This window comes from Paenibacillus sp. USDA918EY, from assembly GCF_009870825.1.
Classification (GTDB): Bacteria; Bacillota; Bacilli; order Paenibacillales; family Paenibacillaceae; genus Paenibacillus_AQ; species Paenibacillus_AQ albilobatus.
In genome coordinates this window covers 377,442-400,403 of record NZ_WTWY01000002.1, presented here as the reverse complement: position 1 = coordinate 400,403, position 22,962 = coordinate 377,442, and the positions used below count along the sequence as shown (strand labels likewise).

Annotated in this window: 21 protein-coding genes, 1 riboswitch and 1 other annotated feature; of the genes, 10 read left to right on the top strand and 11 right to left on the bottom strand. The window is 54.9% G+C overall.

What is annotated here, in order from left to right:
- Positions 1-36: 36 nt before the first annotated feature.
- The 4 genes from GQY55_RS06110 to GQY55_RS06095 all read right to left on the bottom strand — a co-directional run bounded on the left by GQY55_RS06110 (position 37) and on the right by GQY55_RS06095 (position 4,345).
- Complete coding sequence (locus GQY55_RS06110) at positions 37-840, bottom strand: glutamate ABC transporter substrate-binding protein (RefSeq protein WP_160039224.1); 804 nt, start codon at positions 838-840, stop codon at positions 37-39.
- Between the two features lie 54 nt (positions 841-894).
- The gene (locus GQY55_RS06105) at positions 895-1,623 is read right to left on the bottom strand and encodes an amino acid ABC transporter ATP-binding protein (RefSeq protein WP_160039222.1); all 729 of its coding nucleotides are present in this window, start codon (positions 1,621-1,623) and stop codon (positions 895-897) included.
- Between the two features lie 290 nt (positions 1,624-1,913).
- Entirely contained in the window at positions 1,914-2,612 is a 699-nt protein-coding gene (locus GQY55_RS06100) for a YcnI family copper-binding membrane protein (protein WP_160039220.1), read from the bottom strand.
- Positions 2,613-2,671: 59 nt separating this feature from the next.
- Entirely contained in the window at positions 2,672-4,345 is a 1,674-nt protein-coding gene (locus GQY55_RS06095; RefSeq protein ID WP_160039218.1) for a copper resistance CopC/CopD family protein, read from the bottom strand.
- 655 nt (positions 4,346-5,000) lie between these two features.
- Between GQY55_RS06095 and GQY55_RS30975 the strand changes: the two genes are divergently transcribed.
- Entirely contained in the window at positions 5,001-5,168 is a 168-nt protein-coding gene (locus GQY55_RS30975) for a hypothetical protein (RefSeq protein WP_201452100.1), read from the top strand.
- A gap of 114 nt (positions 5,169-5,282) precedes the next feature.
- Here GQY55_RS30975 and GQY55_RS06090 read toward each other — a convergent pair whose 3' ends face one another.
- Positions 5,283-7,130, bottom strand: coding sequence for a bifunctional diguanylate cyclase/phosphohydrolase (locus GQY55_RS06090; RefSeq protein ID WP_236575447.1), 1,848 nt, complete (start codon positions 7,128-7,130; stop codon positions 5,283-5,285).
- A 359-nt stretch (positions 7,131-7,489) separates the two neighbouring features.
- On the opposite strand from GQY55_RS06090, the gene GQY55_RS06085 reads away from it, so the two are divergent.
- The 6 genes from GQY55_RS06085 (at position 7,490) to nfsA (ending at position 14,045) form a co-directional block, all read left to right on the top strand.
- Positions 7,490-7,858, top strand: coding sequence for a metal-sensitive transcriptional regulator (locus GQY55_RS06085; protein ID WP_160039216.1), 369 nt, complete (start codon positions 7,490-7,492; stop codon positions 7,856-7,858).
- Positions 7,859-7,905: 47 nt separating this feature from the next.
- Positions 7,906-8,106, top strand: coding sequence for a copper ion binding protein (locus GQY55_RS06080; RefSeq protein ID WP_160039206.1), 201 nt, complete (start codon positions 7,906-7,908; stop codon positions 8,104-8,106).
- Between the two features lie 192 nt (positions 8,107-8,298).
- Positions 8,299-10,740 carry a heavy metal translocating P-type ATPase gene (locus GQY55_RS06075; RefSeq protein WP_160039189.1) on the top strand — a complete coding sequence of 814 codons (2,442 nt, stop codon included), beginning with the start codon at positions 8,299-8,301 and terminating at the stop codon, positions 10,738-10,740.
- 66 nt (positions 10,741-10,806) lie between these two features.
- Positions 10,807-11,036 (top strand) — a binding site (T-box leader).
- 92 nt (positions 11,037-11,128) lie between these two features.
- Positions 11,129-12,691 carry a 2-isopropylmalate synthase gene (locus tag GQY55_RS06070; protein ID WP_160039187.1) on the top strand — a complete coding sequence of 521 codons (1,563 nt, stop codon included), beginning with the start codon at positions 11,129-11,131 and terminating at the stop codon, positions 12,689-12,691.
- A 39-nt stretch (positions 12,692-12,730) separates the two neighbouring features.
- Positions 12,731-13,207: a YbaK/EbsC family protein gene (locus GQY55_RS06065; RefSeq protein ID WP_160039185.1), complete on the top strand. Its 477-nt coding sequence runs from the start codon at positions 12,731-12,733 to the stop codon at positions 13,205-13,207.
- Positions 13,208-13,301: 94 nt separating this feature from the next.
- Positions 13,302-14,045, top strand: coding sequence for an oxygen-insensitive NADPH nitroreductase (gene nfsA / locus GQY55_RS06060; RefSeq protein ID WP_160039183.1), 744 nt, complete (start codon positions 13,302-13,304; stop codon positions 14,043-14,045).
- A 15-nt stretch (positions 14,046-14,060) separates the two neighbouring features.
- Here the strand turns inward: nfsA and GQY55_RS06055 are convergent, their stop codons facing one another.
- From GQY55_RS06055 to GQY55_RS06030, 6 genes are all read right to left on the bottom strand, one after another.
- The gene (locus GQY55_RS06055; RefSeq protein WP_160039823.1) at positions 14,061-14,849 is read right to left on the bottom strand and encodes a TatD family hydrolase; all 789 of its coding nucleotides are present in this window, start codon (positions 14,847-14,849) and stop codon (positions 14,061-14,063) included.
- A 223-nt stretch (positions 14,850-15,072) separates the two neighbouring features.
- Entirely contained in the window at positions 15,073-15,537 is a 465-nt protein-coding gene (locus tag GQY55_RS06050) for a DUF3888 domain-containing protein (protein ID WP_160039181.1), read from the bottom strand.
- A 222-nt stretch (positions 15,538-15,759) separates the two neighbouring features.
- On the bottom strand, positions 15,760-16,596 hold the full coding sequence (locus GQY55_RS06045) for an ABC transporter ATP-binding protein (RefSeq protein ID WP_160039179.1): 837 nt from the start codon (positions 16,594-16,596) through the stop codon (positions 15,760-15,762).
- 31 nt (positions 16,597-16,627) lie between these two features.
- A complete protein-coding gene (locus GQY55_RS06040) occupies positions 16,628-17,389 on the bottom strand; it encodes an ABC transporter permease (RefSeq protein WP_160039177.1) in 762 nt (253 codons plus the stop codon).
- Positions 17,386-17,679, bottom strand: coding sequence for a thiamine-binding protein (locus GQY55_RS06035; RefSeq protein ID WP_160039175.1), 294 nt, complete (start codon positions 17,677-17,679; stop codon positions 17,386-17,388). Before GQY55_RS06035 ends, GQY55_RS06040 begins: the two co-directional genes overlap by 4 nt.
- A 51-nt stretch (positions 17,680-17,730) precedes the next feature.
- Positions 17,731-18,783 carry an ABC transporter substrate-binding protein gene (locus GQY55_RS06030; RefSeq protein ID WP_160039173.1) on the bottom strand — a complete coding sequence of 351 codons (1,053 nt, stop codon included), beginning with the start codon at positions 18,781-18,783 and terminating at the stop codon, positions 17,731-17,733.
- A 178-nt stretch (positions 18,784-18,961) separates the two neighbouring features.
- Positions 18,962-19,073: riboswitch (TPP riboswitch) on the bottom strand.
- A gap of 245 nt (positions 19,074-19,318) precedes the next feature.
- On the opposite strand from GQY55_RS06030, the gene GQY55_RS06025 reads away from it, so the two are divergent.
- Genes GQY55_RS06025 through GQY55_RS06015 form a run of 3 tightly spaced genes read left to right on the top strand, consistent with a single transcriptional unit; the run spans position 19,319 to position 22,961 of the window.
- Positions 19,319-20,371, top strand: a complete 1,053-nt coding sequence (locus GQY55_RS06025) for a GerAB/ArcD/ProY family transporter (protein WP_236575446.1) — start codon at positions 19,319-19,321, stop codon at positions 20,369-20,371.
- Entirely contained in the window at positions 20,368-21,816 is a 1,449-nt protein-coding gene (locus tag GQY55_RS06020; protein ID WP_236575445.1) for a spore germination protein, read from the top strand. Before GQY55_RS06025 ends, GQY55_RS06020 begins: the two co-directional genes overlap by 4 nt.
- Positions 21,817-21,821: 5 nt before the next feature.
- Positions 21,822-22,961, top strand: a complete 1,140-nt coding sequence (locus GQY55_RS06015) for a Ger(x)C family spore germination protein (RefSeq protein WP_236575444.1) — start codon at positions 21,822-21,824, stop codon at positions 22,959-22,961.
- The last annotated feature ends 1 nt before the right edge of the window (position 22,962 follow it).

Genomic DNA, 22,962 nt, shown 5'->3' with positions numbered 1-22,962 from the left:
GAGGCCGAGGCCTCCGATGGATGCCGCAGTCTCCCGTTACTCCGGCTTGACGCCCATCCATTGCTCGTATAACTTGTCGTATTCGCCGTTTTCCTTCATTTCCTTCAGCAGATCGTTGACGGTTTTGACGAATTCCGCATCCCCTTTTTTGATGGCGATGCCGTAAGGTTCGTCGGTAAAATTGCCGCCGACCAGCTCATAATTCGGGTCCTGCTTTTGCATGCCGAGCAAAATGGCGTTGTCGGTCGTCAGGGCATCCCCTTGGCCGGCTTTCAGCGCGGTGAACGCATCCTGGTAATTTTCGAATTCCAATACGGTGGCATCCGGCGCTTTTTCGCGGATGTTTTGCGCCGAAGTAGAACCTTTCACGGCCAGCACTTTGATCCCTTTCTTCAAATCCTCCAAGCCTTTGATGGGGCTGCCTTTTTTCACGAGAAGGGATTGGCCCGCCTTAAAATAAACATCGCTGAAGTCGACCTGCTTCTTGCGGTCTTCGGTGATGGTCATCGTGGCGATGATCAGGTCGATGTCGCCGTTTTGCAGCAGCGGAATCCGGGTTTTGGAGGTAACTTCCTTCAGCTCGACCTTGTTTTCGTCGCCAAGGATTTTTTTGGCGAGCGCTTTGGCGATATCGATGTCGAAGCCTTCGACTTTGCCCGTCGCGGGGTCCTTCAGCCCGAACAGCTTCGTATCGTATTTCACGCCGGCGATGATTTTGCCGCGCGCCTTGATCGCCTCAAGCGTTCCTCCTTTGGCCTCTTTTTTGCCGCCGCAGCCGGCAAGCGCCAGGCAGGCGGCCAGCAGGATCAGCAGCAGGCTTGCATAGGATCTTTTTTTCATTCGTTTTACCCCTTTCTTTGCTTATTTCCCGAGAGAATATGTAGGCATGCGTTTTTAATGCCGGATCAAACGGCTTAGGAAGAGCCGGGCGCGCTCCTCGCGCGGTTCCCGGAAAAAGTCGGCGGCCGTGGCTTCTTCGAGAATCTGTCCGTTGTCCATAAACACGATCCGATCCGCGGCTTCGCGGGCAAAACCCATCTCGTGCGTGACGATTACCATGGTCATGCCCTCATGGGCCAGGTCCCGCATGACATCCAGCACCTCGCCGATCATTTCCGGATCCAGGGCGGAGGTGGGTTCATCGAACAGCATGATTTTCGGCTTCATGGCGAGCCCCCGGGCAATCGCCACCCGCTGCTGCTGGCCGCCGGAGAGCTGGGAAGGATAGCTGTCCGCTTTGTCGGCGATGCCGACACGCTTCAAATAGGAGAGGGCTCTTTCCTTCGCTTCCGTTTTGCTCAGGCCCAGCACCTTGACCGGAGCGAGCGTAATATTGTCGATCACTTTTTTGTGGGGGTACAGGTTAAAATGCTGGAACACGATGCCGATATCGCGACGGAACCGGTTAATGTCGATCTTTTTGTCATGCAGCGGCGTGCCGCCGACGATGAGCTCGCCCGACGATATCGTTTCCAGGCGATTGATGCAGCGGAGCAGCGTGCTCTTTCCGGAGCCGGAGGGACCGATGATGACGACAACCTCGCCTTCTTCGATCCGCAGATTGATATTTTGCAGAACTTGAAAGCTTCCGTATGCTTTGTTAACCTCGCGAAACTCGATCATATCGATGACCTCCCTTCGTATATGGTTGCGTCCGGCTTCCAATTTGGACGCCATACATCTTTACAATATATGGCCGGGCTACGGGCATCATGCTAGCTATTATGGACTGCTTGTCCGCATGGGGTGGACATAAAAAAGCCCGCGCCTATAGCAGGCACGGGCTGAATCGGCTGCGAAGCCAAGCCCACGCTTTGCGGGGGCTGCTTCTTGGGTATTGTAAGAAGAACTGCCTATCATGCGGTCCGGCTTCTTCGGGAGTGCGTCGATAGACGTTTTTCTTACCGGTGACATTAACGCTTTTTCTTGGCGAAAGCCGCAACAAGAGAAATGACGGACAACACGAGCGCGGCAATGGAGACGACAAGCGTTGCGGTTTGTACGCCGTTTGCGGACGAGTTGTCGGATGCAGGGGCCGGATCGGGAGTCGCTGTTTCGGTTTTGCCGGCGTCTCCTTGCTGGCTTTGTTGATCCCCGGCCGCAGCGTCATGGCCATGGTCGGCAGGTTCTGTTGCCTCCCCGGAAGCCGTCGTGATTTTCGTGATCGAATGCGGGGATTCGGAACCTTCGTCGCCGGTCCATTCCACGATGCTGCCGTCCTTATAGTATTGGAACGCGTCCCAAGCTACGTTCGTTTCTTTGTCGGGATTATGCGCCACGAAATTAAACTGCTGGAATTCGCCGGCTTGGATGCCGGCTCCGGTCGCCTCCCAGGTGATGCTGGTGATTTTGCCGGAGCCGTCCTTCTGGGGAGTGACTTTCCAATCCGGGACCGGCTGGTAGGACATCAGTTCAACGCCTTCAGGCGCCTTTAGAGTGACTTTGGTCGTCGGGATCTCTTTTTCAGTCGGGATTTTAATCGTGTAAGTTTCCCAGGCATCGGGCTGGGAGACGGCGGGTTTCACCGTCACATGCGCGCTGGCGATGCCGGAGAACAGCAGGAATCCCGCCGCAACGGTCGCCATAAACGGAAGTCGTTTGAACAATTTCATGAAAGTTTCTCTCCTTTATTTTTGGTTCAGAATTTTTGCATAATCTTCGGTTAACGACCTTAATGATTACCGACATGAATGACGATATCGGTGTCCCAAGTATCCAGCTTGTCGGTTAAGACATGCACGCGGACGTTCCATTTGCCGGCCATGGTGATCAGGTCTTTGGCCTTGAACCCCTCAGCTTTGCCGCCCGGCATGACGATTTCGTATTTGCCCATATCCATGTCGAGGTGGGTCAGGGTCAGCTTCACCTGCTGAATGCCTTGCACCGGCTGCCCTTTGCCGTCCTGGATCCGAACCTCAAAGTCGTTGACGCCCGTGACGTTCGGGGTAATGTGCAGCGCAACGACCGTTTTGTTCTCCAGCGTCTGCTTCACATCAAGCGGGCCTGGCGAAGACATGGCGGTTGGCATGTTGGTCAAGGCCGCAGCAAGAGCCAGGGCGGCAACGCCGGCCGCCAGCTCCAGCCAGACGCCGGGTCCCAAGGTCTTTTTGGCTTCTTTGCCGGTCAAAAAATTCCAGAGCGCGCAGGCCAGCATAATAAGGAGCAGCGCACATTTGCCGTACAAAACCGTTCCGTAAGGCGTGTGGAAAAGCGAATACCATGTCGGCACGTTTTGCAGGCTGCCGTAAATCCCGCTGATCAGGATCAGGACGACAAAGACCGTGCCCCATAAGCTGAAGCGGCGGATGACGGCGAAATACCCTTTTCTGCGTTCTTCCGTCTCCGCCTTCAGGGACGCTTCTTTCGGGAGCAGCGCCGCAAATGCAAGCAGGCTGCCCAGCCAAAGGGAAGCGGCTCCCAGATGGAGAAAGTCCATCGTGATGCCAAGCGCCTTTTGCGAAGAAGCGGCCGGATGTCCGATAAAGGCTTTGGCCAAAAGCAGAACCATCACGAGCAGGAAGGAGACGGTGCCGGCCATGTAGGCATGGTCCTTGTCTTTGATTTTCGGCAGGGCATAGGCCAAGGCAACAAGGATGGCCAGCAGCAGAAGCTGCACAAGCCACACCTCGCCGAAGCTCGTGATCCGCAGCATTTTAAGCAGCAGGGAAGGATCGGACGCTACGCCGCTCCAGCCGACGCCGGCATCGATCCCGGTCTGCAGCGGCAGACTGGCGAGAAAGCTGAGCGCAAATACCGCGATGCCGATCCACATAAGACGCAAGCTGCGTGCCGACCAAGACGGACGGCTTCCGGCTCCGGCCGGCAGCAGGTACAGCTGATAAAAATAAATGCCTGCCAGAAAAGCCAGGCTGACGTAAATGAGCCAGCGGGTGACGATCAGATCGGCGCCGGGCCAACCGGCAGACACGACCGTTTCGGACCCGGACGCACCGCTGCCGCCGCCTTCGCCGATTTGGAACGAATACGTCCCCTCGATGGGATGGCCGTCGGCCGACACCGCCTTCCACTGCACGGCATAAACGCCATTCGGGAGATCGGGCTGCAGATCGGCTTCCAGCACGGAGTTTTCTCCATCAGGAAAGCGGCTTTCACTCGTATTAACCGTTTTTCCGGTAGAGTCCGTCACTTTGATCGCATGAAAGGCTTTTTGCAGAGGTTCGTTGAAACGGATGTCGATCTTGGCCGGAGATTTTTGCAGCGTCCCGTTTTCGGCCGGGTTCGATTCGACGATATACGCATGGGCTGAAGCCAATCCGGGAAAGAGAAAGAGGACGGCAAGCATCACCGTCATGAATCCCGAAAGCAGCCGTTTGTTCTTGTTCAATGGATCACCTTCGATCTGGGGGTTTGCAAAAGAGCTTTATGCTTCAAAAGACCGTTTGCAAACCGCCGGATTGTTGTTCTTCTTGCTGAGGATGTTGCGTTTTTCGCGAAAGATATGCTCCATACATGCCATGAATCGGGCAGAGTCGTCTTTCCGGCGACGTTCCTTAAGCCCAGAAATTATTGTATAGCCGCATCCCGCAGAAAAAAATGGCCCGTGTGGGCTATTCGCCCCCTGCCGGTCCACGCCATAGAGAAGAAGGAGCCGGAAACCCGCGGCAGCTCAAGAGTAAAGAGGATGTGACAAAGTTCCGAAAAAGTGCAGGAAATCACAGCATTTCATGGCAGGGAAGCGTTGGGCTTTCCAGGTTAAAGGTTTTCTGCTGTTTTGGCGCAAGGCGGATGGTTGGCTTCAAAGAACATACCTGCCCGTATCGGCAAATTTTGAAGGCTCATCGGCCCCTATCGGGGGGCATCAGGGAGGAATCGGGAGCATCTTTCCGGCTGGCACCGCTTATCGGGACCTCCTGCAAGCTCAGCTGTCTCAGGGAAGCCTCTGCTATTTTCTGAACGTTTTCATCTTTTTTCATATCGTTTTATAATGAAATAAAGAACTTCCCGCCAGGGGAAAACCAAATCAGGAGTGATGAAATCTTATGAGTCAAGCCGTATTGGAGCGTCGTAGCGAAATGCTGAAGAAACACATTCAACAGCTGCTGATCCGGGATAACCAGCATGGCATCAGCCGGCAGCAAAATATGTTTCTGCAGCAAATGATCAAAGAACTTCATCAGACCTCGCATGAATTGAACGGCAGCCGATAAGACTCTCCGGCAGCTCAAGCCAGTACCCGAAAAGACGTGGCAGCAGGCTCGGAATAAGAAAAGGCCGTCCCTTGGCATGAAGCCGTTAGGGACGGCCTTTTTGAATGGGGCCGCTTAGTTCGGCAGCTCCTTGCCGCCGGTTCCAAGACCGCTTTTTCCTTCGATGTATTCGATGAACAGGCCGGCCAGCTCCGGATCGAACTGGGTTCCCGAGCAGCGGCGGAGCTCCATGACGGCTTCCTGGACGGATTTGGTGGACTGGTAGGGCCGTTCCGAGGTCATCGCGTCAAAGGAATCGATAATGGTAAGCATCCGGCACAGCACCGGAATTTCAGCCCCTTTATAACCATGGGGATAACCCGTCCCGTCAAATCGTTCATGATGCAGTTCGATGTACGGAGCGAGCTCCTTGAACTTGTCGTTCGTGATCGCCATTTCCTTGCCCCAGTTGACGTGTTTCCGGACCGCTTCCCATTCGTTCGGGGTCAGCTTGTCTTGTTTGTTCAATATTTCCCACGGGATTTCGAGTTTGCCGATGTCATGGATGAGCGCGCCGAGCACGAACTGTTTCCGCGTATGCGGATCAAGCTTCAGGAGCAGGCTTATGTCCATCGCGTAGCGGAATACGCGCTTGGAATGCTTAAACGTATTGATGTCTTTATATAAAAACAGATTAAGCAGCTGCTCGATGTCCCGCACATCTTGTGCGATTTCGATTTCCTGCTCGAGCGGAAAGGAGCTGCCGTAGATATAAGCCACGTTTTTGCCCTGCTTTTTGGCGTCGTACAGCGCCTGGTCCGCCTGCAGCACGAGCATGGATTTGTCGTGGATGTCGATATGGTACCCGGAAATGCCCGCCGAGAAGGAAAGGCAAGCATGAGGCAATATTTCCACGCCGGCAAAGGGAGTATCATTCACCTTTTTGCGCAGCCGGTTGACGAAAACAAGCGCCTCCTGCTCGGTATATCCGGGCATGAGCAGCGTAAATTCCTCGCCGCCGTACCGGGAAGCGGTTACGCCCGCCTGTTTGGCCTCCTCTTTTAAAATCGCACCGACCAATCCCAACAGCTTGTCCCCTTCCAAATGGCCGAAATGGTCGTTAAAACGTTTGAAATCGTCGATATCGATCATGGCCAGAGAGAGGGGAGTGCCCGCAGAACGGGCAAGCCGGATTTCATGTTCGAGGAGATTTTCGAAATAGCTGTGGTTATACAGCCCCGTGCGCTGGTCCCGGATGGCCCGTTCCTGCAGCTGCAGGTACATATCGAAAAGCTTTTTGAACAGATGGGACAAAAAAATGCTGATCCCGAGAAATAATATGAGCCCCGTCACTCCATTGTTTTCGATCAGAATGGTTAGGACGAGCGACAGGATGAGGATGCACGTATACACAAGCGCCGACTCCTGCAGCAGCCCCCTCAGCATGACGGCGATGCGGCTCCGGTCCGCCATGTAATAATAGATTGCGATGCAGAGGACATTCAAGGCGAAATAGACGATCAAGGCGCCGACGTAAGACAACAGATGCTTGTTTTGAAGCTGTCCGAGCTGCCCGCCCAGTCCGCTAAAAACGGCCCCCGCCCCGCAGATCATGATCGCGTAGATCGAAAAGTTGGTCAGATGCTTCCACCACGACACCTTTCGTTCGATGAGGGCGAACAGCAGCGAGCTGAGAAAAAGCAGGCCAAGCGCCGCCGAAGTTCCGAAAATGAACAGACATGCCAAATAAACGGCCGAGTCCATCGACTGCTTGCTGCCCTCCGGAGGAATCTGAAAGGTATAGAAATAGAGGACAAGCGACGCGGCAAACATCGATCCCAGCAGCACCCACTGTCCCGAACGATATTCAAAAGACAGGCTAGGTACATAAAATGAAAACAAGACGATGCCAAGGATACAGAACAAAAGGGCGTTCATGTTTTTCGTGATCCAGGACTGCAGGAATGGGTGTTTTTTTAACATGGATATTTCCCCTGTTCGTTCAGATTGTTCTGAAGATGTAGCATGTGCGTAGTATATATAGCATAAGAGGATTTTGCAAAGATGCAAGAAACCGGGTCAAATCCTTGAAAGACATCCTGCGCCTCCGGCGCCTACAAATGCGCATAAAACCGGGTTTGCCAGACCAATATAAGGGAATCGAACAAGGCTTGCAAACCTCTTCGGCATATTCGGACTGATATTGGCTGCCATTCATTGAAATTTCGATATTTTCCAAGAAAATCCTTTATGTAAGCCAAACTTCACAAATGTCACTTGAATACCCAGGGAGGGTATAGTATAATGATGGCGAAGGCTTCGATAAAAGGAGGTGGAATGAGATGATTGCCCAGGCTGAACAAAAGGCAAAAATCTCCCCCGGGGAGGAAAATGCCGAATTTCTGGACGATGCTTGCGCGGGAGGCTGCAGCGAACGGCACAGCCACCATTCCAGGCAAACGAAAAACAATCTGATCACCCGCCTGAACCGCATCGAAGGTCAGATTCGCGGCGTCAAGGGGTTGATCGAAAAGGACACCTATTGCGACGACGTCCTGAATCAGATCGCTGCGATCCAGGCCGCTCTCAATGGGGTCGGCAAGCTGCTGCTGGAAGATCACATGAGAAGCTGCGTGGTGGAACGGATCGAATCCGGAGACCACGAGGTAATTGACGAACTGCTCGTAACGGTCAAGAAACTGATGAAATAACATCCCTTAAAGCAGGGATTATCCCAAAATCCAAGGAGGAATAACCCATGAAAAGCGTAACGTTGAACGTTCAAGGAATGTCTTGCAGCCACTGCGTCCATGCCGTCGAAGGCGCGATGAAGGAAATCGGAGCCAAAGGCAAGGTGGATCTGGCGGACAATAAGGTTACGGTGGATTTCGACGAAAGCAAAATCAGCCTCGACCAAATCAAAGAGGCGATCGAAGAGCAGGGGTATGACGTCGTATAATCTCCAACCGGGGAATCGGCGAAACATATAACCGGCCATGCTTGCAAGGCAGCGGCGGACCTGATGACGGGGTCTGCCGCTGCCTTTTTTTGTTCGTGCATTTTCTTGAGACGGACGGCCTTGTCCTTCTGAGAACGCATGGTCATGCATATAATGCTCCAACAGGGTATCTAGCGGAAAGGAGCCGGGATTATGGAACGGAATACGGGAAACCGTGAGGACGGGAAGCGCGCCACGCTGCAGATCACCGGCATGACCTGCGCCGCCTGCGCGGCCCGGATCGAGAAGGGGCTTGGGCGGATGGAGGGCGTCAACCGGGCCCATGTCAATCTGGCTTTGGAGCAGGCCGCCGTCTTTTACGATCCGAAGTCCACCGATTTGCGGAAAATGGAAGCCAAGATCGAATCGCTTGGCTACGGCGTGATGAAAGAAACGATGGGCTTCGATATTTCGGGCATGACTTGCGCCGCCTGCGCGGCCCGAATCGAGAAAGGGCTCGGCCGAATGCCGGGGGTTTCCCGGGCGAACGTGAACCTGGCGCTGGAGACGGCTCGGGTGGAATATGCGGCTGGCACGGTCACCGTGAAAGATATGATAAGAAAAGTGGAACAGCTCGGCTACAAGGCCGTCCCCAAACGGGAAGCGAAAGACAACGCGGAGCTGAGGCGGCAGGAGATCGGCTATAAGCGTTTCAAATGGATGATGGCGGCCGTTTTGTCGCTGCCGCTGCTTTGGGCGATGACCCAGCACTTCGCCTTTACGTCCTGGATTCCGGTGCCTGCGCCGTTTACGAACCCGTGGTTCCAGCTGGCGCTGGCGACGCCGGTCCAGTTTCTGATCGGCGGACAGTTTTATGCGGGCGCGTATAAAGCGCTGCGGGGCGGGAGCGCAAATATGGACGTGCTGGTGGCGCTCGGGACGTCGGCCGCTTATTTCTACAGCCTTTATTTGACCATCCGTTCGCTCGGAGCGGACATGCATCATCCGGCGGAACTGTACTACGAGACGAGCAGCGTCCTCATTACACTGATTTTGGTCGGTAAATGGTTCGAGGCTTTGGCCAAGGGGCGGTCTTCCGAAGCGATCAAAAGCCTTATGGGGCTGCAGGCGAAAAGCGCGCTAGTCTTCCGCGACGGCCAGGAATCGAACATCCCGATCGACGATGTAAGGACGGGCGATACGCTGATCGTCAAACCGGGCGAAAAAATACCGGTGGACGGGCGGGTACTCCAAGGGGTATCCTCCGTCGACGAATCGATGCTGACGGGGGAAAGCCTGCCTGTGGTCAAACGGGAAGGGGATGCGGTCGTCGGGGCGACGCTTAATAAAAACGGCACGCTGCGCGTTCAGGCCATCAAAGTCGGAGGCGAAACGGCGCTGGCGCAAATCATCAAGGTCGTCGAGGAAGCCCAGGGCTCGAAAGCGCCGATCCAGCGGATCGCCGACGTCATATCGGGCATATTCGTTCCGATCGTGGTCGGGATCGCCGTCGTCACCTTTTTGGTCTGGTATTTCTATATCCTCCCGGGCCAGTTCCCGTCCGCTCTGGAGAAGGCGATTGCCGTGCTGGTCATCGCCTGCCCGTGCGCGCTTGGCCTCGCAACCCCGACTTCGATCATGGCCGGTTCGGGCCGGTCCGCCGAGCTGGGCATCCTGTTCAAGGGAGGCGAGCATCTCGAGACGGCGCAAGGGATTAACGCGGTCGTGCTGGATAAAACCGGGACGGTCACCAGCGGCCAACCGGTGCTGACCGACGTCGTCCCGGCGCCGCTCATGACGCAGCAGTCGCTGCTTCGGACGGCGGCGGCCGTCGAGTCGAGGTCCGAGCATCCGCTCGCCGAAGCGATTGTGGCCGGGGCGCTCGTTCGAAGCAAGGCGCTCCCGCTGCCGGAGGCGAAGGACTTCGAAAATTTGCCGGGATACGGCGTTTCCGCCAGGGTGGACGGACGGCGGGTGCTGGTCGGCAGCCGCAAGCTGATGGCGGAACGGGGCATTCCCGTCGATACCGCCATGCCCGGCATGAGGCTGCTGGAGGACGCCGGCAAAACGGCGATGCTTGTCGCCGTGGACGGCAAGTATGCGGGGATGGTCGCCGTAGCGGATACGATCAAGGATACTTCCCGCGAAGCGGTGTCCCGCTTGCATGACATGGGCATCGAGGTGATTATGGTCACCGGGGATAACGAGCGTACGGCCCGGGCGGTCGCGGATCAGGCCGGAATCCGGCGCGTGCTGGCCGAGGTGCTGCCCGAGGGCAAAGCCGCCGAGGTGAAGAAGCTGCAGCAGGCGGGCAAACGCGTCGCCATGGTCGGGGACGGCATCAATGACGCCCCGGCGCTTGCCACCGCCGATATCGGCATGGCGATCGGCACCGGAACGGACGTCGCGATGGAGGCGGCGGACGTCACGCTGATGCGCGGCGACCTGAACGGCATCGCCGACGCCATCCTGATGAGCCGCCGGACGATGGGGAACATCAAGCAGAACCTGTTTTGGGCGCTTGCCTACAACGCGGTCGGCATCCCTTTCGCCGCCGCGGGCTTCCTTGAACCGTGGCTGGCGGGCGCGGCGATGGCGTTCAGCTCCGTTTCGGTCGTGCTGAACGCGCTGCGCCTGCAGCGGGTGAACCCGTAAAAATCCGATGGAAGAGGTTGACAAGGAAAAGTTTCATGCCCTATAATAGCCAATAATTTATAAAAACCAAATGTAGGGATTAGAAATAGTAGAGGTGAAACGACCTTTCAGAGAGCCGTTGGTTGGTGCAAAACGGCAGCGTCGATCACTTTGAACTCGTCTATGAACAGCTGCCCGACAATGTAGGGTTAGACGGCTTCCCCCGTTACAGGGATAGATGGTGATGGCCATCGAAAGAGATCGTTCCTTTATGGAATGAATTAGAGTGGTACCGCGGGTTAAACCTCGTCTCTATACGTAGAGACGGGGTTTTTTTGTTGGTTAAAGTCCGGGTTTAACCAACAGTCCTTCACCATATAAATTAAATGACCTTTGGGAGGCATGCAAAATGAACCGTAACATTATCGTTTTGGACACGACGCTGCGCGACGGGGAGCAGGTGCCCGGCGCAAAACTGAACGTGCAGCAAAAGATCGAGTTTGCCCAGCAGCTGAAGCGGCTGAACGTGGACATCATCGAGGCGGGGTTCCCTGCGTCTTCCGCCGGCGATTTTCAAGCGGTCCAGGAAATTGTGCGCACGGTCGGCGACAAGGTATCGATTACGGCGCTGGCGCGCGCGGTGAAAAACGACATCGACGCCGTATATGAGAGCATCAAGCTTGCGCAGCATCCGTTCATCCATATCGTGCTTGGCACATCGAACATCCATGTGGACAAAAAATTCAACCGTTCCAAGGAAGCCGTCATGCAGATGGGCGTCGACGCGGTCAGATACGCAAAAACGCTGCTGCCTGAAGTACAGTACTCCACCGAGGACGCTTCCAGATCGGACTTCGAATATTTGTGGCAAACGATCGAGGCCGTCGTCAAAGCCGGCGCGACCATCATCAACGTGCCCGATACGGTCGGGTACGCCGTGCCGGAGGAGTTCGGCGAGCTGATCCGCAAAATCAACGAGCGGCTGAAAAACTTGAACGACAAGGTCATCCTGAGCGTCCACTGCCATAACGACTTGGGGCTGGCCACGGCCAATACGCTGAGCGCGATCCATAACGGCGCCGACAAGATCGAGGTGACGATCAACGGCCTGGGCGAACGGGCAGGCAATACCTCGCTGGAGGAAGTGGTCATGGGCCTGAAGGTCAGAGAAAACTATTATGGCTGCACGACCAACATCCAAACGACGGAGCTGCTTAAAACGTCCAGATTGCTGACCCATTTGACAGGGCTGGATGTGCAGGTCAACAAGGCCATCACGGGCGAAAATGCTTTTGCGCATTCCTCCGGCATTCATCAGGACGGACTGCTCAAAGACCGCCAAGTGTACGAAATCATGACCCCGGAAGAGGTCGGCGGGGAAAGCATGGAACTGATTTTGACCGCCCGTTCGGGCCGCCATGCCTTCAAAAACGCGGTGGAGAAAATGGGCTTCGACGTCAGCAACGCGGAGGATTTCGAAGTGCTGTTCGGCAAGTTCCTTGCGCTGGCGGACGCCAAAAAAGAAGTGTACGACCATGACGTCTTTTACCTGGTGACCAATCACCGGACAATGGACGAGAGCGCAAGCGGCCATTTGTATGAGCTGGAATCGTTCCAGGTCGTCACCAACGATCTGTATCCGACGGCCACCGTCAAATTGAAAAAAGGCTCCGAAGTATACAAAGACAGCGCGGTGGGAGACGGCCCGATCGACGCTTTGTACAGCGTGCTCAAATCGCTCGTCGGGCTGGACGTGCAGCTGAAGGATTACAAAATCAACAGCCTGTCCCGGGGCAAAGAAGCCGTAGGCCGCGTCAACATCCGGGTTGAACAGCAGGGCAAAATCTACTCCGGACGCGCCATGGACACGGACATCATCAAAGCAAGCGCGCTGGCGTTCCTGAACGGCATCAATGCCGTGCTGCTGGACGCTTCGGCGGACGCTTCCGGGTCGGCGCCGGCCGCCAAGTAAAAATCATTGCAGGAACATATGAAACAAGGAGGAAAGGACATGGGCGAAATTCATGAAGGGGTGCAGCAGGTGCAAGCCCTGCTGTCCGAAATGGGGTACGGCCATACCGTCGTTTGGCTGCCGGATAGCGCGAGAACCGCCAAGGAGGCTGCCGACGCGATCGGGTGCGAGGTGGCGGAAATTGCAAAATCGATCATCTTCCGTTTGAAAAAATCGGGTCAGCCCCTGCTGGTTGTCGCGAGCGGAACAAACCGCGTTAATGAAAAGGAAATAGCGCGTTATGTGCAGGATGAACTGGGCAAAGCCGATGCCGATTTCGTACGGGAACGGACCGGTTTTGTGATCGGCGGGGTGGCCCCCATCGGCCACAGCGAAAACATGATCACCATCATTGATCAAGACCTTCTGAAGTTTCGGACGGTATGGGCTGCAGCCGGGCATCCGAAAGCCGTGTTTCAACTGACGCCAGGGGAACTCGTGGCGATAACGAAAGGGCAAGTGATGTCGATTCAATAAAAAAGAGCAGCGGGCTTCGGCATTGAGACGAGGAATCCCGGGGATTATCATATAAGGTGAACATAACAGCTACGATCAGGAGGAGATTTGAAGCATGAACGATACGTTGTCCTTATTGATGAATCACCGCTCGATCCGAAAATTCAAGGATACGCATGTTACCGAAGAGCAACTCCGAACCATCGTTTCCGCCGCCCAAATGGCTTCCACCTCAAGCAATGTGCAAGCGTACACCGTCATTGCGGCGACGGACCCGGAACTCAAAAAAAGATTGGCGGAGCTGGCCGGAAACCAGGCTTACGTGGAGCAATGTCCGGTATTCCTCGTCTGGTGCGCCGATTTGTACCGGTTAAAGCAAGTGACGGCGGAGCCGCTGCGGGGAAGGGAATCGCACGAAGACAGCACGGAAAACTTTATCGTGGCGACGGTAGACGCCGCTTTGGCTGCCCAAAACGCGGCCATTGCGGCGGAGTCGCTGGGTCTGGGCATCGTCTATATCGGAGGCGTGCGCAACCGGATTGCCGAATTGTCCGAGCTGCTCGGTCTGCCTGAGCTGGTATACCCGGTGTTCGGCATGTGCGTCGGCGTTCCGGACCATCAGCCGGGGCAGCGCCCGCGCCTGCCGCTGCCGTCGGTGCTGCACCATAACGGTTATTCGAAGGAACAAAGCGTAGCCCCGGTTCAGGAGTATGATGCTACGATGGCGGCATACCTGAAGGAACGGACCGGCGGCAAGCAGGATGCGCCATGGTCGCAGGTCATGGCGAACCGATTGGGCGAGCCGACCCGCCTGCACATGAAGGCGTTTCTGGACGCCAAAGGGTTCATGAAAAAATAAGCCCGTGCGCCCCAGCTAAATCCCGTAAAAACGCTTGGCGTTCATATATAAAAGCTCCCGGGCTTCCCGCAGGGATAAGCCTTGAATCCGGCTCCACGCTTCCGCTACCGCCGCGGTCATCCGCGGATGGGTCATCTGTCCGGCGAACGGCCCTTCGAACGGCCAAGGGCCGTCGGTTTCGGACATGACCCGATCGGCAGGATACGCGCGGGCGAGTTCCTGAATTTCTTCTTCATACACGATATCGGGCGTAAAGGAAACGTAGTATCCTCGTTTCGCCATGCGCTCCACCGTATCGGGCGAACCTTTGAACCAGTGGAAATGGGCACGCCGAATGCGGTATCGTTCAAGCAGATCGCAGGCGGTATCGGCATCCTCGTATACCGCATGGAGCACGACAGGCTTGCCGTGATCCCGGGCGAAGGCCAGGAAACGTTCCAGCAGCTCCACGTACGGCCTATCGTCGAACGGCCGGCCCGTTTCCTTGGCTTCCTTCCGCGTGTAATAAGGAAGGCCGACTTCGCCGACGGCGACCATCTCTCCGGCATGCCGCTCCATCCACGCCAGCAGCTCGTCCACTTCGTTTGAAGCCGGTATGGGCTGCTCCGGGTGAAAACCGAAGGCCGGGTGAACCAGGGAAGGGTATTGCCCTGCGAGCCGCAGATTGCGGCGGGCGGAATCCAGGTGCATGGATACCGTAATCACGCCCGCAACTTCGGCTTGCGCCAAACCGGACAGAATAACCTGCTGCCGGGATGCATCGTATGAGTCCAAGTGGATATGGGCATCGATCAACGGGGCCATCGTTTCGCTCAAAGCTTGCTGCGTTGCCGCGTGGTCCGCAGAGCTTTGCTCCGAGCGGAACCGGGGATCAGGTGTAGAGTTCAAGGGGCTGCCTCCTCATTTGTCGCAATGATGCGTCGTTCAAAATGGTATCATCATTATAACAAATAGGTTCGGCCGATGTCCGATTGTTGTGCAGGCGGGCAAGCTCATGCACGGCGCGGCTTGGGCATCGCAAGCCGGCTTACGGATTTCCCGCACTTGCCTTCAGGAGATGCCGGTAGTTCTGCGGAAGCTCGTAGGACTCTAAGTGCCGGAACGCGACCAGCTTGACTTTATCGGGGAAAAGGGGAGAGATTTCGATCGTCATCCGGTCTTTTCCGACGCCGATATGCGGTCCCAGAACCGGGGAGGTTTCCAGCGTCACGGAAAAGTGGAAGCCCCGGTCTCCGGGTCCGCCGTTGACCCGCTTGGCCTGAATGATTTCGATTTCGTACGGGTATACGAGCGGATTGGCCGCAAGCATGTTCCGGTAATAATCGTTTACGGCATTCTGGATTTCGGGAAGCAGCAGCTCCACCATGATGTCCTGATACATCAGCAGCTTCGATTCTTTCGGCTGAAGCTCCTCCGCTGCGGCTGTGGCGGCGGGGGCGGCCATAAGAAACAGGGACAGACACAGCAGAACCGGTCGGATTCGGAATTTCATCGTTTCACCTCGTATACAACGTTCCCCTGTTTTGGATGAAATTATTCGGCGCCGGGAACTGCCGGGCGACCTGAACCATAAAGCTCCCCGAACTGCGTAGGGTGCCTTCTCATAAACATAAAAAACTCGGTCCGCGACGATTCCTTGTTCCTTGGGGGAACGGCAATCGCGGGCCGAGTTTTTGCGTTCACGCGGGCGGAAAAACGCCTCGGTTAAATGATGTCAGTTAGCTCCTTGCATTTTCAGCTGCTCTTCGCGCAGCCATCCGGAAAGCTCCCGTCTGAGCTTGATAAAATCCGGGTGTTCGATGATCTCCTCGCGGCGCGGCCGCGGGAAAGGCACGTCGATGACGTGAAGCACCGATGCCGGACGGCCGGAAAAGACATAGATGCGGCTCGAAAGCAGCAGAGCCTCTTCGATGTTATGGGTAATAAACAGCACGGAGCGGCGGCTTTCCTCCCAAATGTCGAGCAGCCAGCGCTGCATATCGCTCCGGGTCAACGCATCCAGCGCGCTGAACGGCTCGTCGAGGCACATCAGCTCCTGCGGGCTCAGCAGGGCGCGAAGGAAGGCGGCCCGCTGCTGCATCCCCCCGGACAAGGTATGCGGGTGGTTTTTCTCGAACCCGCCGAGGCCGACTTTGCTCAGCCACATGCGGGCGTTTTCGCGGGCCTCCTTGTCAACCTTGCCCTGCACCTCCTGCGATAGCAGGACGTTGTCTTCGATCGTCCGCCAAGGGAACAAGGCAGGCGACTGCGGCATGTAGCTGATATGTCCCTGCTGGCCGGTAACGTCGGCGCCGTTCATGCGGACCGTTCCCGCGTCAGGCTTGACGAGGCCGCCGATAATATGGAACAGCGTGCTTTTGCCGCTGCCCGACGGCCCGAGGATGGAGACGAATTCGCCTTTGCCCACGGTAAGCGTCACGTCGTCCAGCACCTGCAGGCGGCTTCGCTTTTCCTGAAAGGCTTTGCTGATGCCGGATGCCTCCAGGGCGGGAGGGGCAGGGGGATGGCCGCCGGCTTTGGCGGCGGCTGTCGTTTTTTCTAGCGTTGACATGTCGGTTTTTCGCTCCTTTCTTTGTCCGGCATTAACTTTCCTGCTTCGGTTTCCAGCGCACGAGCCATCGTTCCAGCAGGGCGATGATTCCGAACATGAGCAGGCTGAGCGCGACGATGACCATGATGGCGACGAACATGCGGTCGGTGCGGTATCCCGATTTTTGCAGCATCATATAATATCCGATGCCCTTGTCCGCGCCGATCCATTCCGCGATGACCGCCCCCATGACGCTGTAGGTCGCGGCGATTTTGACGCCCGAAAAGATCGCGGGCAGCGCATGCGGCAGCTCCAGCTTGGCGAATATTTGCCGTTTGTTCGCGCCGATCATCCGCATGTAATTGAGCATGACCCGGTCGGTCTGTTTCAGTCCGCCCATCGTGGCGACGGCAACGGGGAAGAAGCAGACGAGGGTGATGACGATCAGTTTGGGCAGCAGCCCGAAGCCGAACCAAATCATAAGCAGCGGGGCCAGCGCAATGGTCGGGATATTTTGGCTTAAAATAAGCAGCGGGTACAGCGCCGACTTCAGAAACGGAATCAAATGCAGGATAAGGGCGATGACCAGCCCCACTGCCGTTCCGATGATAAAACCTTCAAGCGTCAGCCTGACCGTAGCCCAGACATGGCCCCATAAATCCCCGGCCCCGTCCGCCGTTTCCTTGGCGATGTCGACCGGGGAGGGAAGAATCCATTTATCGATATGAAACAGCGAGGTGCACAGCTCCCATACGGCCAAAAAGAAGAGGACCGCCACAAAGGGCGGCCATACATGGCTCCACCAGCGCCTCATGGACGGTATTTCTCCGTAAGCCGATCCATGCTGATGCCGCCGGGGTTATGGGCGATTTTGATCTGGGAGATGATGCTTGGGCTGCCGGCCTCCACCAGAACCTCATGCATGCGGCGCACGATTTCCAGCAGTTCCTCAAGCTCGCCCTCCATCGTCGTTTCCAGCGGATGCACCTCGTATTTGACGCCCGACTGCTGAATCACTTCGATGGCCCGGTCGACGTAAGGATAAGAGTCCTCGTTGTTCGGCGTTTTTGGGATGACCTGAATGCTGAGCAGGGTATGAGCCATACCCGATCACTTCCTTTGCAAGTTATGATAAATGACTGGAAACACGAAAGATCATGATTCTTGCGGCAAAAAGTCGTTCGTAAACGCGTTTTGGACATCCAGCGGCTTGTCGAGCAGCTTATGCTCGTACATCCAATCGGAATACCCTTTCCACACCTGTTCCTTCTGCTCGCCCCAACGCTTGGCGTCGTCCTGGTATTTCGGGCTGAGCCATTTCTGGCTGGCCATCACCAGATCCTTGTCGAGCTCCGGCACGGCTTTGATCAACACGCCCGCAGCATCCTCCGGATGTTGAATCGCAAACTGGTACCCTTTGGAGGTGGCGCGCATAAAAGCTTTGACCAGCTCCGGATCTTCCTTGATCTGCTTTTCGTTTGTGACGATCACCGGCGTGTAATAATCGAGCTTGTCGGAAAAATCCTTGACATACAGCATGTCGAGCGGTTCCTTGCGCAGCCCGGCTTCAATGCCGGTCCAGCCGTAGAAAATCCAGGCGAAATCGATGTCGCGTTTTACCGCCGTAAAATAGTCGGCTTCGCCCATGTTGACGATCTTCAGCTTGTTAACGTCCGCTTTATCGATGGCCATGATCGAGTCGATGACCGCTTTTTCCACCGGGGAGCCCCAGCCGCCGTAGGTTTTGCCTTCAAAGTCCTTCGGTCTTTTGATGTTGCGGTCGACCGGAGCGGCAAAGCCGGACGTGTTATGCTGGATCACCGCCGCGATCGATACGAGCGGAACGCCCTGCGTGCGCGCCTGGGTGACGTTTTCCTGCACGCTGATGCCAAACGGCACCTTGCCCGACGCGACCATGGCTTCCGCCCCTCCGGCGCCCGGCTGCACGATGTCGACGTTCAGGCCTTCCTCTTCGTAATAGCCTTTTTCCTTGGCGACGTACAGCCCCGTATGGTTCGTGTTCGGCGTCCAATCCAGGACGATCTTGACGTCCTTCAGCTTTTTGGGCTCGTTGCCGCCCGCAGCAGGGGACGTTTCCCCGGACGGTTTCCCTTCGTCCGTCGTTTGGGCGTTTTTGCTTCCGCAAGCGGCCGTAGCCAGCACAAGCAGCAATGCGAGCAAAAACAGCCCGAATCTTTTTGTTTTCATTGCGTTTCTCTCTCCCTTACCTATGTTCTCCCCTTCACTCATGCAGAAGAATCTTTCTTTTTCGATCTGGAAGCGAATCAAGGGCCCCTTGCATTTTCCTTTTCGTTCAGGGTCCGATCATTCAACAAAAAAAGCGCCCCGGATTCGGGACGCTTAAGGCGCAAGGATAGCATGGCGAACGCCATGACATGGCTTTTCCTACGCTGGCATTACCCAGATCAGGTTTAAGGGTCAGTATCTTGAAGGGATACAATCTCAGCCGGCCGATTCCAGCACCCCGGATTCTTATGAAGTTGCGGGTTTTACATTGGTATTATAGTCCTAACCTTGAAAGAATTCAATCGCTGCGGCTCGAAACCTTTCGATTGGAAGCGGAAAAAGGGAGAAATCCGAAAAATCAACCGGTCTTGAAAAAGCGTCCCGTCCGGAAGAAGAATAAATATTCTAAAAAATGCCACGATAAGGGTGAAGGGAGTCTGGTTAAGGCAGGAGGCTGAGGGAAATAAAAACAAATATTTCGTTTGTTCAATCCGTCATGATTCTGTTGCTGAGCACCGGCCTTCTGAATCATGTCATCCTTATCCCCATATTGCTGCAGGCGGCAAACCGGGACGCTTGGATTTCAGTGCTGCTGGCAAGCGGATGCGCGCTCGTATGGGCGTTGATGCTTCACATCGGCATAACCAAACTGAACAAACGCCATCTGTTCGGTTGGCTGTCCAAGGCCTATCATCCCATTGTGGGCCGCGGTCTTGCCGCAATCATCGCCGTGTACCTGTTTACGATTTGCGTCATTACGACAAAAGACACGGTATATTGGATCCATCTCACGTTTTCTCCGGAGACGCCCTTTCTCATATTCAGCTTCCTCTTCCTTTTGATATCGGCCGTAAGCGCCTTTTTAGGCATCCATTCCCTCGCCAATACCGCGGGTTTATTGCTGCCTTTCGTCGTTGTATTGGGCTTTTTTATCATGTTGTTTAACATGCCTCATAAGGATTACACGTTGCTGAAGCCGATACTTGAACATGGAATGAAGCCCGTTTGGGGCGGAGTCCTTTATGCCGGAGCCGGTTTTGTCGAAGTGATCATGTTTTTCTTTTTGCAGCATCATATCAGATCGCGCCTGTCGTATCTTTCTTTTATGCTCATGATCCTGCTTCTTTCGGGACTGACTGTAGGGCCGCTGATCGGCGCCATCGTTGAATTCGGAGTGGATGAGGCCAACAAGCTCCGGTTTCCGGCTTTTGAGGAATGGAGGCTGCTGACCATTGGCCGTTACATCGAGCATATGGACTTCTTTAGCGTCTACCAATGGTTCAGCGGCGCGTTTTTGAGAATTTCGCTCTCCATGTTTCTCATACTCGATATTTTCCAAGTCACAAGAAAAAAGGCGAAGGCTTGGGTGCTAGGAAGTATTTTTGCGGTTACCCTTGCTATTACGGCCATTCCTATAAGCGACCGTTTTTTTCTAAAGATGCTGTCGGAGTATGTGCTTCCCGTATCGTTTTGGGGGATACTGTCCTTTTCCGTGATTATTACGGGGCTGATCAGCTTGGCCCGCCGAAGGGGGAAAATGGCGCCGTGAAGAGGCATGAAATCAAAAGCAAGCCGGCCCAAAACATTGAGGATATGGTTTCGCGGCTGTTCGGGTCGAGCGCGGATATTAAGAAACGAACCGTCTTATTACCGGCCCAGGGTTATTCCGTTCAGTTGGTTTATTGCGAAGGGTTGTCCGATACCGCCAAAGTGGAGCAAAACGTTATCCCTGAATTAAAAAATATCCCGGAGCAAATGCTGTTGTCGGATGAGATGGATTTGCCGCTTAAAGTTCCTTTTCAAATGGAGCCCATTCCGCAGGACCGGACGGAAGAAGGGATGAAAACGACCGTGCTTGCGGGAGATCTTCTTCTTATATTTGCGCCATCGAACCGATGTTACTCCATGGTTATGGGCAATGCGCCGAAACGGCAGCCGGAGGAGCCGAATACGGAAGTTTCAACGAGAGGACCAAGGGACGGTTTCGTCGAGGATTCGTATACGAACATCGCTTTGATCCGGAGAAGGCTCAAGACCGATCAGCTCGCTGTCGAGGAATTTACGATCGGTTCCGAAACGGCGACCCAAATCCATCTTTTATATCATAAGGCAACGATCAAGGACGATGTTCTCCAGGAGATCAGGGCGAGGTTATCCCGCATAAAAACCAAAGGTCTCGTGAGCAACAGCCAGCTTGAGGAAATGTTGACCGGAGGCCTCTTGGTTTTTCCGCTGATGACTTATTCCGGAAGACCGGACTATGCCGTAAACTCGCTGCTCCACGGCAAATTTGTCATTGTGATGGACGGTGCTCCTACCGTGCTTATCGCTCCTGTGAACATCAATTTCCTGATCAACTCTTCGGAAGATGCGTTTCTGGTCAATGTCGTTGTTGCTTTTACGCGTTTTTTGAGGGGGATCGGTGTGCTGCTTTCTTTGTTTCTGCCGGGATTTTGGATTGCGCTGAATACGTACCATCAAGACCAAATCCCCTTTACGCTGCTTGCAACCTTGGTCAACTCCAGGCAGGGGGTGCCGCTCCCGGCTCCTCTGGAGGCGATGGTCATGCTGTTTTTATTTGAAATTTTCCGGGAAGCGGGCATGCGATTGCCTTCCGCGTTCGGACAGACCTTATCGGTGGTCGGCGGATTGATTATCGGGCAGGCAGCCATGAGCGCAGGAATCGCAGGCCCGGGGACGATTGTGGTCATTGCGATTTCCGTGCTTTCCACCTTTACGCTAGTGAACCAGTCCCTGGTCAATATCGTCGGCCTGTTTCGAATCTTCGTGCTTCTGATCAGCAGTATTTTGGGATTGTTCGGGGTGCTGTTCTCCCTGCTGGCGATGGTGCTTTTCCTAGTCAATCTCCGTTCCTTCGGCACCTATTATTTGGCTCCGCTAAGTCCTCCGAAGTTCAGGGAAATGTATAAAGTTTTGTTCAGGATGCCATGGGGCAAGGGCGGGTTCACGGGCGGGAAGGGAAATAAAGGATGAACATGATGATGAAATGGATCCGCTGCATCCTTGCCTTGGCGCTTTTGACCATGCCGCTCACGGGCTGCTGGGGGGCAAGGGAAATCGAGCATATGATCTATGTGAATACCGTTGGGGTCGATTATGTAAAAGGACAGGTCGTTCTGTATATCCAAATGCTTAATTTCAGCGGCGTTGCCAAGAGAGAGTCCGGGCAATCGCAGTTGCAGAAGACGTTTGTCGGTAAAGCGGTAGGCGATTCGTTTGATACCGCAGTCTTTAATATGTATACCTCAAGCCCGCAAAGGGTCGTCTGGAGCAATGTGAAAACGATCGTATTTAGCGAGGCGGCGTTAAAAAACGGGATTGTGGATCAGGTACTGGACGTATGGGACCGGTATTATGAATTCAGGTATACGGTCTGGACGATGGCGACCAAGGAGCCGATGGAAGAATTGCTCAATACTCCATCCATCGCCGATTTGTCGGTGGTCTACTCGCAGCTCAACAGCCCGATGCGAATCTATGAACAAAGTTCCGTCATCTCCCCGCTGTACCTCTACAAGTTTATATGGAAGTGGAAAGAAAAGGGCGAAACGGTGCTTTTGCCGAATGCTGCGATTATTCCTGACTGGACCGATAACCGGAAGCCTTCGCCCAACGTCAGCATGACCGGGGTTTGTTTTTTGCAAAAGCAAAAGTTTCGGGGATGCCTGGAGAATTCGGATATTTTGGGACTGAGATGGCTGGAAAAGAATACGAGAAGAACGCCTCTGGTCATCCGGAAAGGGAACGAGGTGCAGGCTATGATGGTCATGGACAAGGTTAAATCGTCGATCCGCCCGAAGCTGAGACAAGGCAAGCCCGTATTTGACATCAAAGTGTCGACGCAAGCTACGCTTCCCCAGTTGAACAAGAACGTAACCAAGAAAAAACTGGAGCTGGCTGCGACGAAGGAAATTAAAGACCAAATTATGAAGACCTATTTGAAAGGTCTGGAAATGGATGTGGATGCATACGGGCTATCGGGCATACTCCGCAGAAGCATGCCCGATGCCTGGCACAAATTAAGCGCCGAAGACAAAATTCCGCTCGATCCGGGAAGCATCGAAAGCATCGACGTTAAGGTGAATTTGATCAGCGGAGGCATATCCAAGCTGAAATAAG

Coding starts and splice junctions, on each gene's coding strand:
- GQY55_RS06110 (WP_160039224.1), bottom strand. CDS start 840: ATGAAAAAAAGATCCTATGCAAGCCTGCTGCTGATCCTGCTGGCCGCC.
- GQY55_RS06105 (WP_160039222.1), bottom strand. CDS start 1,623: ATGATCGAGTTTCGCGAGGTTAACAAAGCATACGGAAGCTTTCAAGTT.
- GQY55_RS06100 (WP_160039220.1), bottom strand. CDS start 2,612: ATGAAATTGTTCAAACGACTTCCGTTTATGGCGACCGTTGCGGCGGGA.
- GQY55_RS30975 (WP_201452100.1), top strand. CDS start 5,001: ATGAGTCAAGCCGTATTGGAGCGTCGTAGCGAAATGCTGAAGAAACAC.
- GQY55_RS06090 (WP_236575447.1), bottom strand. CDS start 7,130: ATGTTAAAAAAACACCCATTCCTGCAGTCCTGGATCACGAAAAACATG.
- GQY55_RS06085 (WP_160039216.1), top strand. CDS start 7,490: ATGATTGCCCAGGCTGAACAAAAGGCAAAAATCTCCCCCGGGGAGGAA.
- GQY55_RS06080 (WP_160039206.1), top strand. CDS start 7,906: ATGAAAAGCGTAACGTTGAACGTTCAAGGAATGTCTTGCAGCCACTGC.
- GQY55_RS06075 (WP_160039189.1), top strand. CDS start 8,299: ATGGAACGGAATACGGGAAACCGTGAGGACGGGAAGCGCGCCACGCTG.
- GQY55_RS06070 (WP_160039187.1), top strand. CDS start 11,129: ATGAACCGTAACATTATCGTTTTGGACACGACGCTGCGCGACGGGGAG.
- GQY55_RS06065 (WP_160039185.1), top strand. CDS start 12,731: ATGGGCGAAATTCATGAAGGGGTGCAGCAGGTGCAAGCCCTGCTGTCC.
- nfsA (WP_160039183.1), top strand. CDS start 13,302: ATGAACGATACGTTGTCCTTATTGATGAATCACCGCTCGATCCGAAAA.
- GQY55_RS06055 (WP_160039823.1), bottom strand. CDS start 14,849: ATGGCCCCGTTGATCGATGCCCATATCCACTTGGACTCATACGATGCA.
- GQY55_RS06050 (WP_160039181.1), bottom strand. CDS start 15,537: ATGAAATTCCGAATCCGACCGGTTCTGCTGTGTCTGTCCCTGTTTCTT.
- GQY55_RS06045 (WP_160039179.1), bottom strand. CDS start 16,596: ATGTCAACGCTAGAAAAAACGACAGCCGCCGCCAAAGCCGGCGGCCAT.
- GQY55_RS06040 (WP_160039177.1), bottom strand. CDS start 17,389: ATGAGGCGCTGGTGGAGCCATGTATGGCCGCCCTTTGTGGCGGTCCTC.
- GQY55_RS06035 (WP_160039175.1), bottom strand. CDS start 17,679: ATGGCTCATACCCTGCTCAGCATTCAGGTCATCCCAAAAACGCCGAAC.
- GQY55_RS06030 (WP_160039173.1), bottom strand. CDS start 18,783: ATGAAAACAAAAAGATTCGGGCTGTTTTTGCTCGCATTGCTGCTTGTG.
- GQY55_RS06025 (WP_236575446.1), top strand. CDS start 19,319: ATGATTCTGTTGCTGAGCACCGGCCTTCTGAATCATGTCATCCTTATC.
- GQY55_RS06015 (WP_236575444.1), top strand. CDS start 21,822: ATGATGAAATGGATCCGCTGCATCCTTGCCTTGGCGCTTTTGACCATG.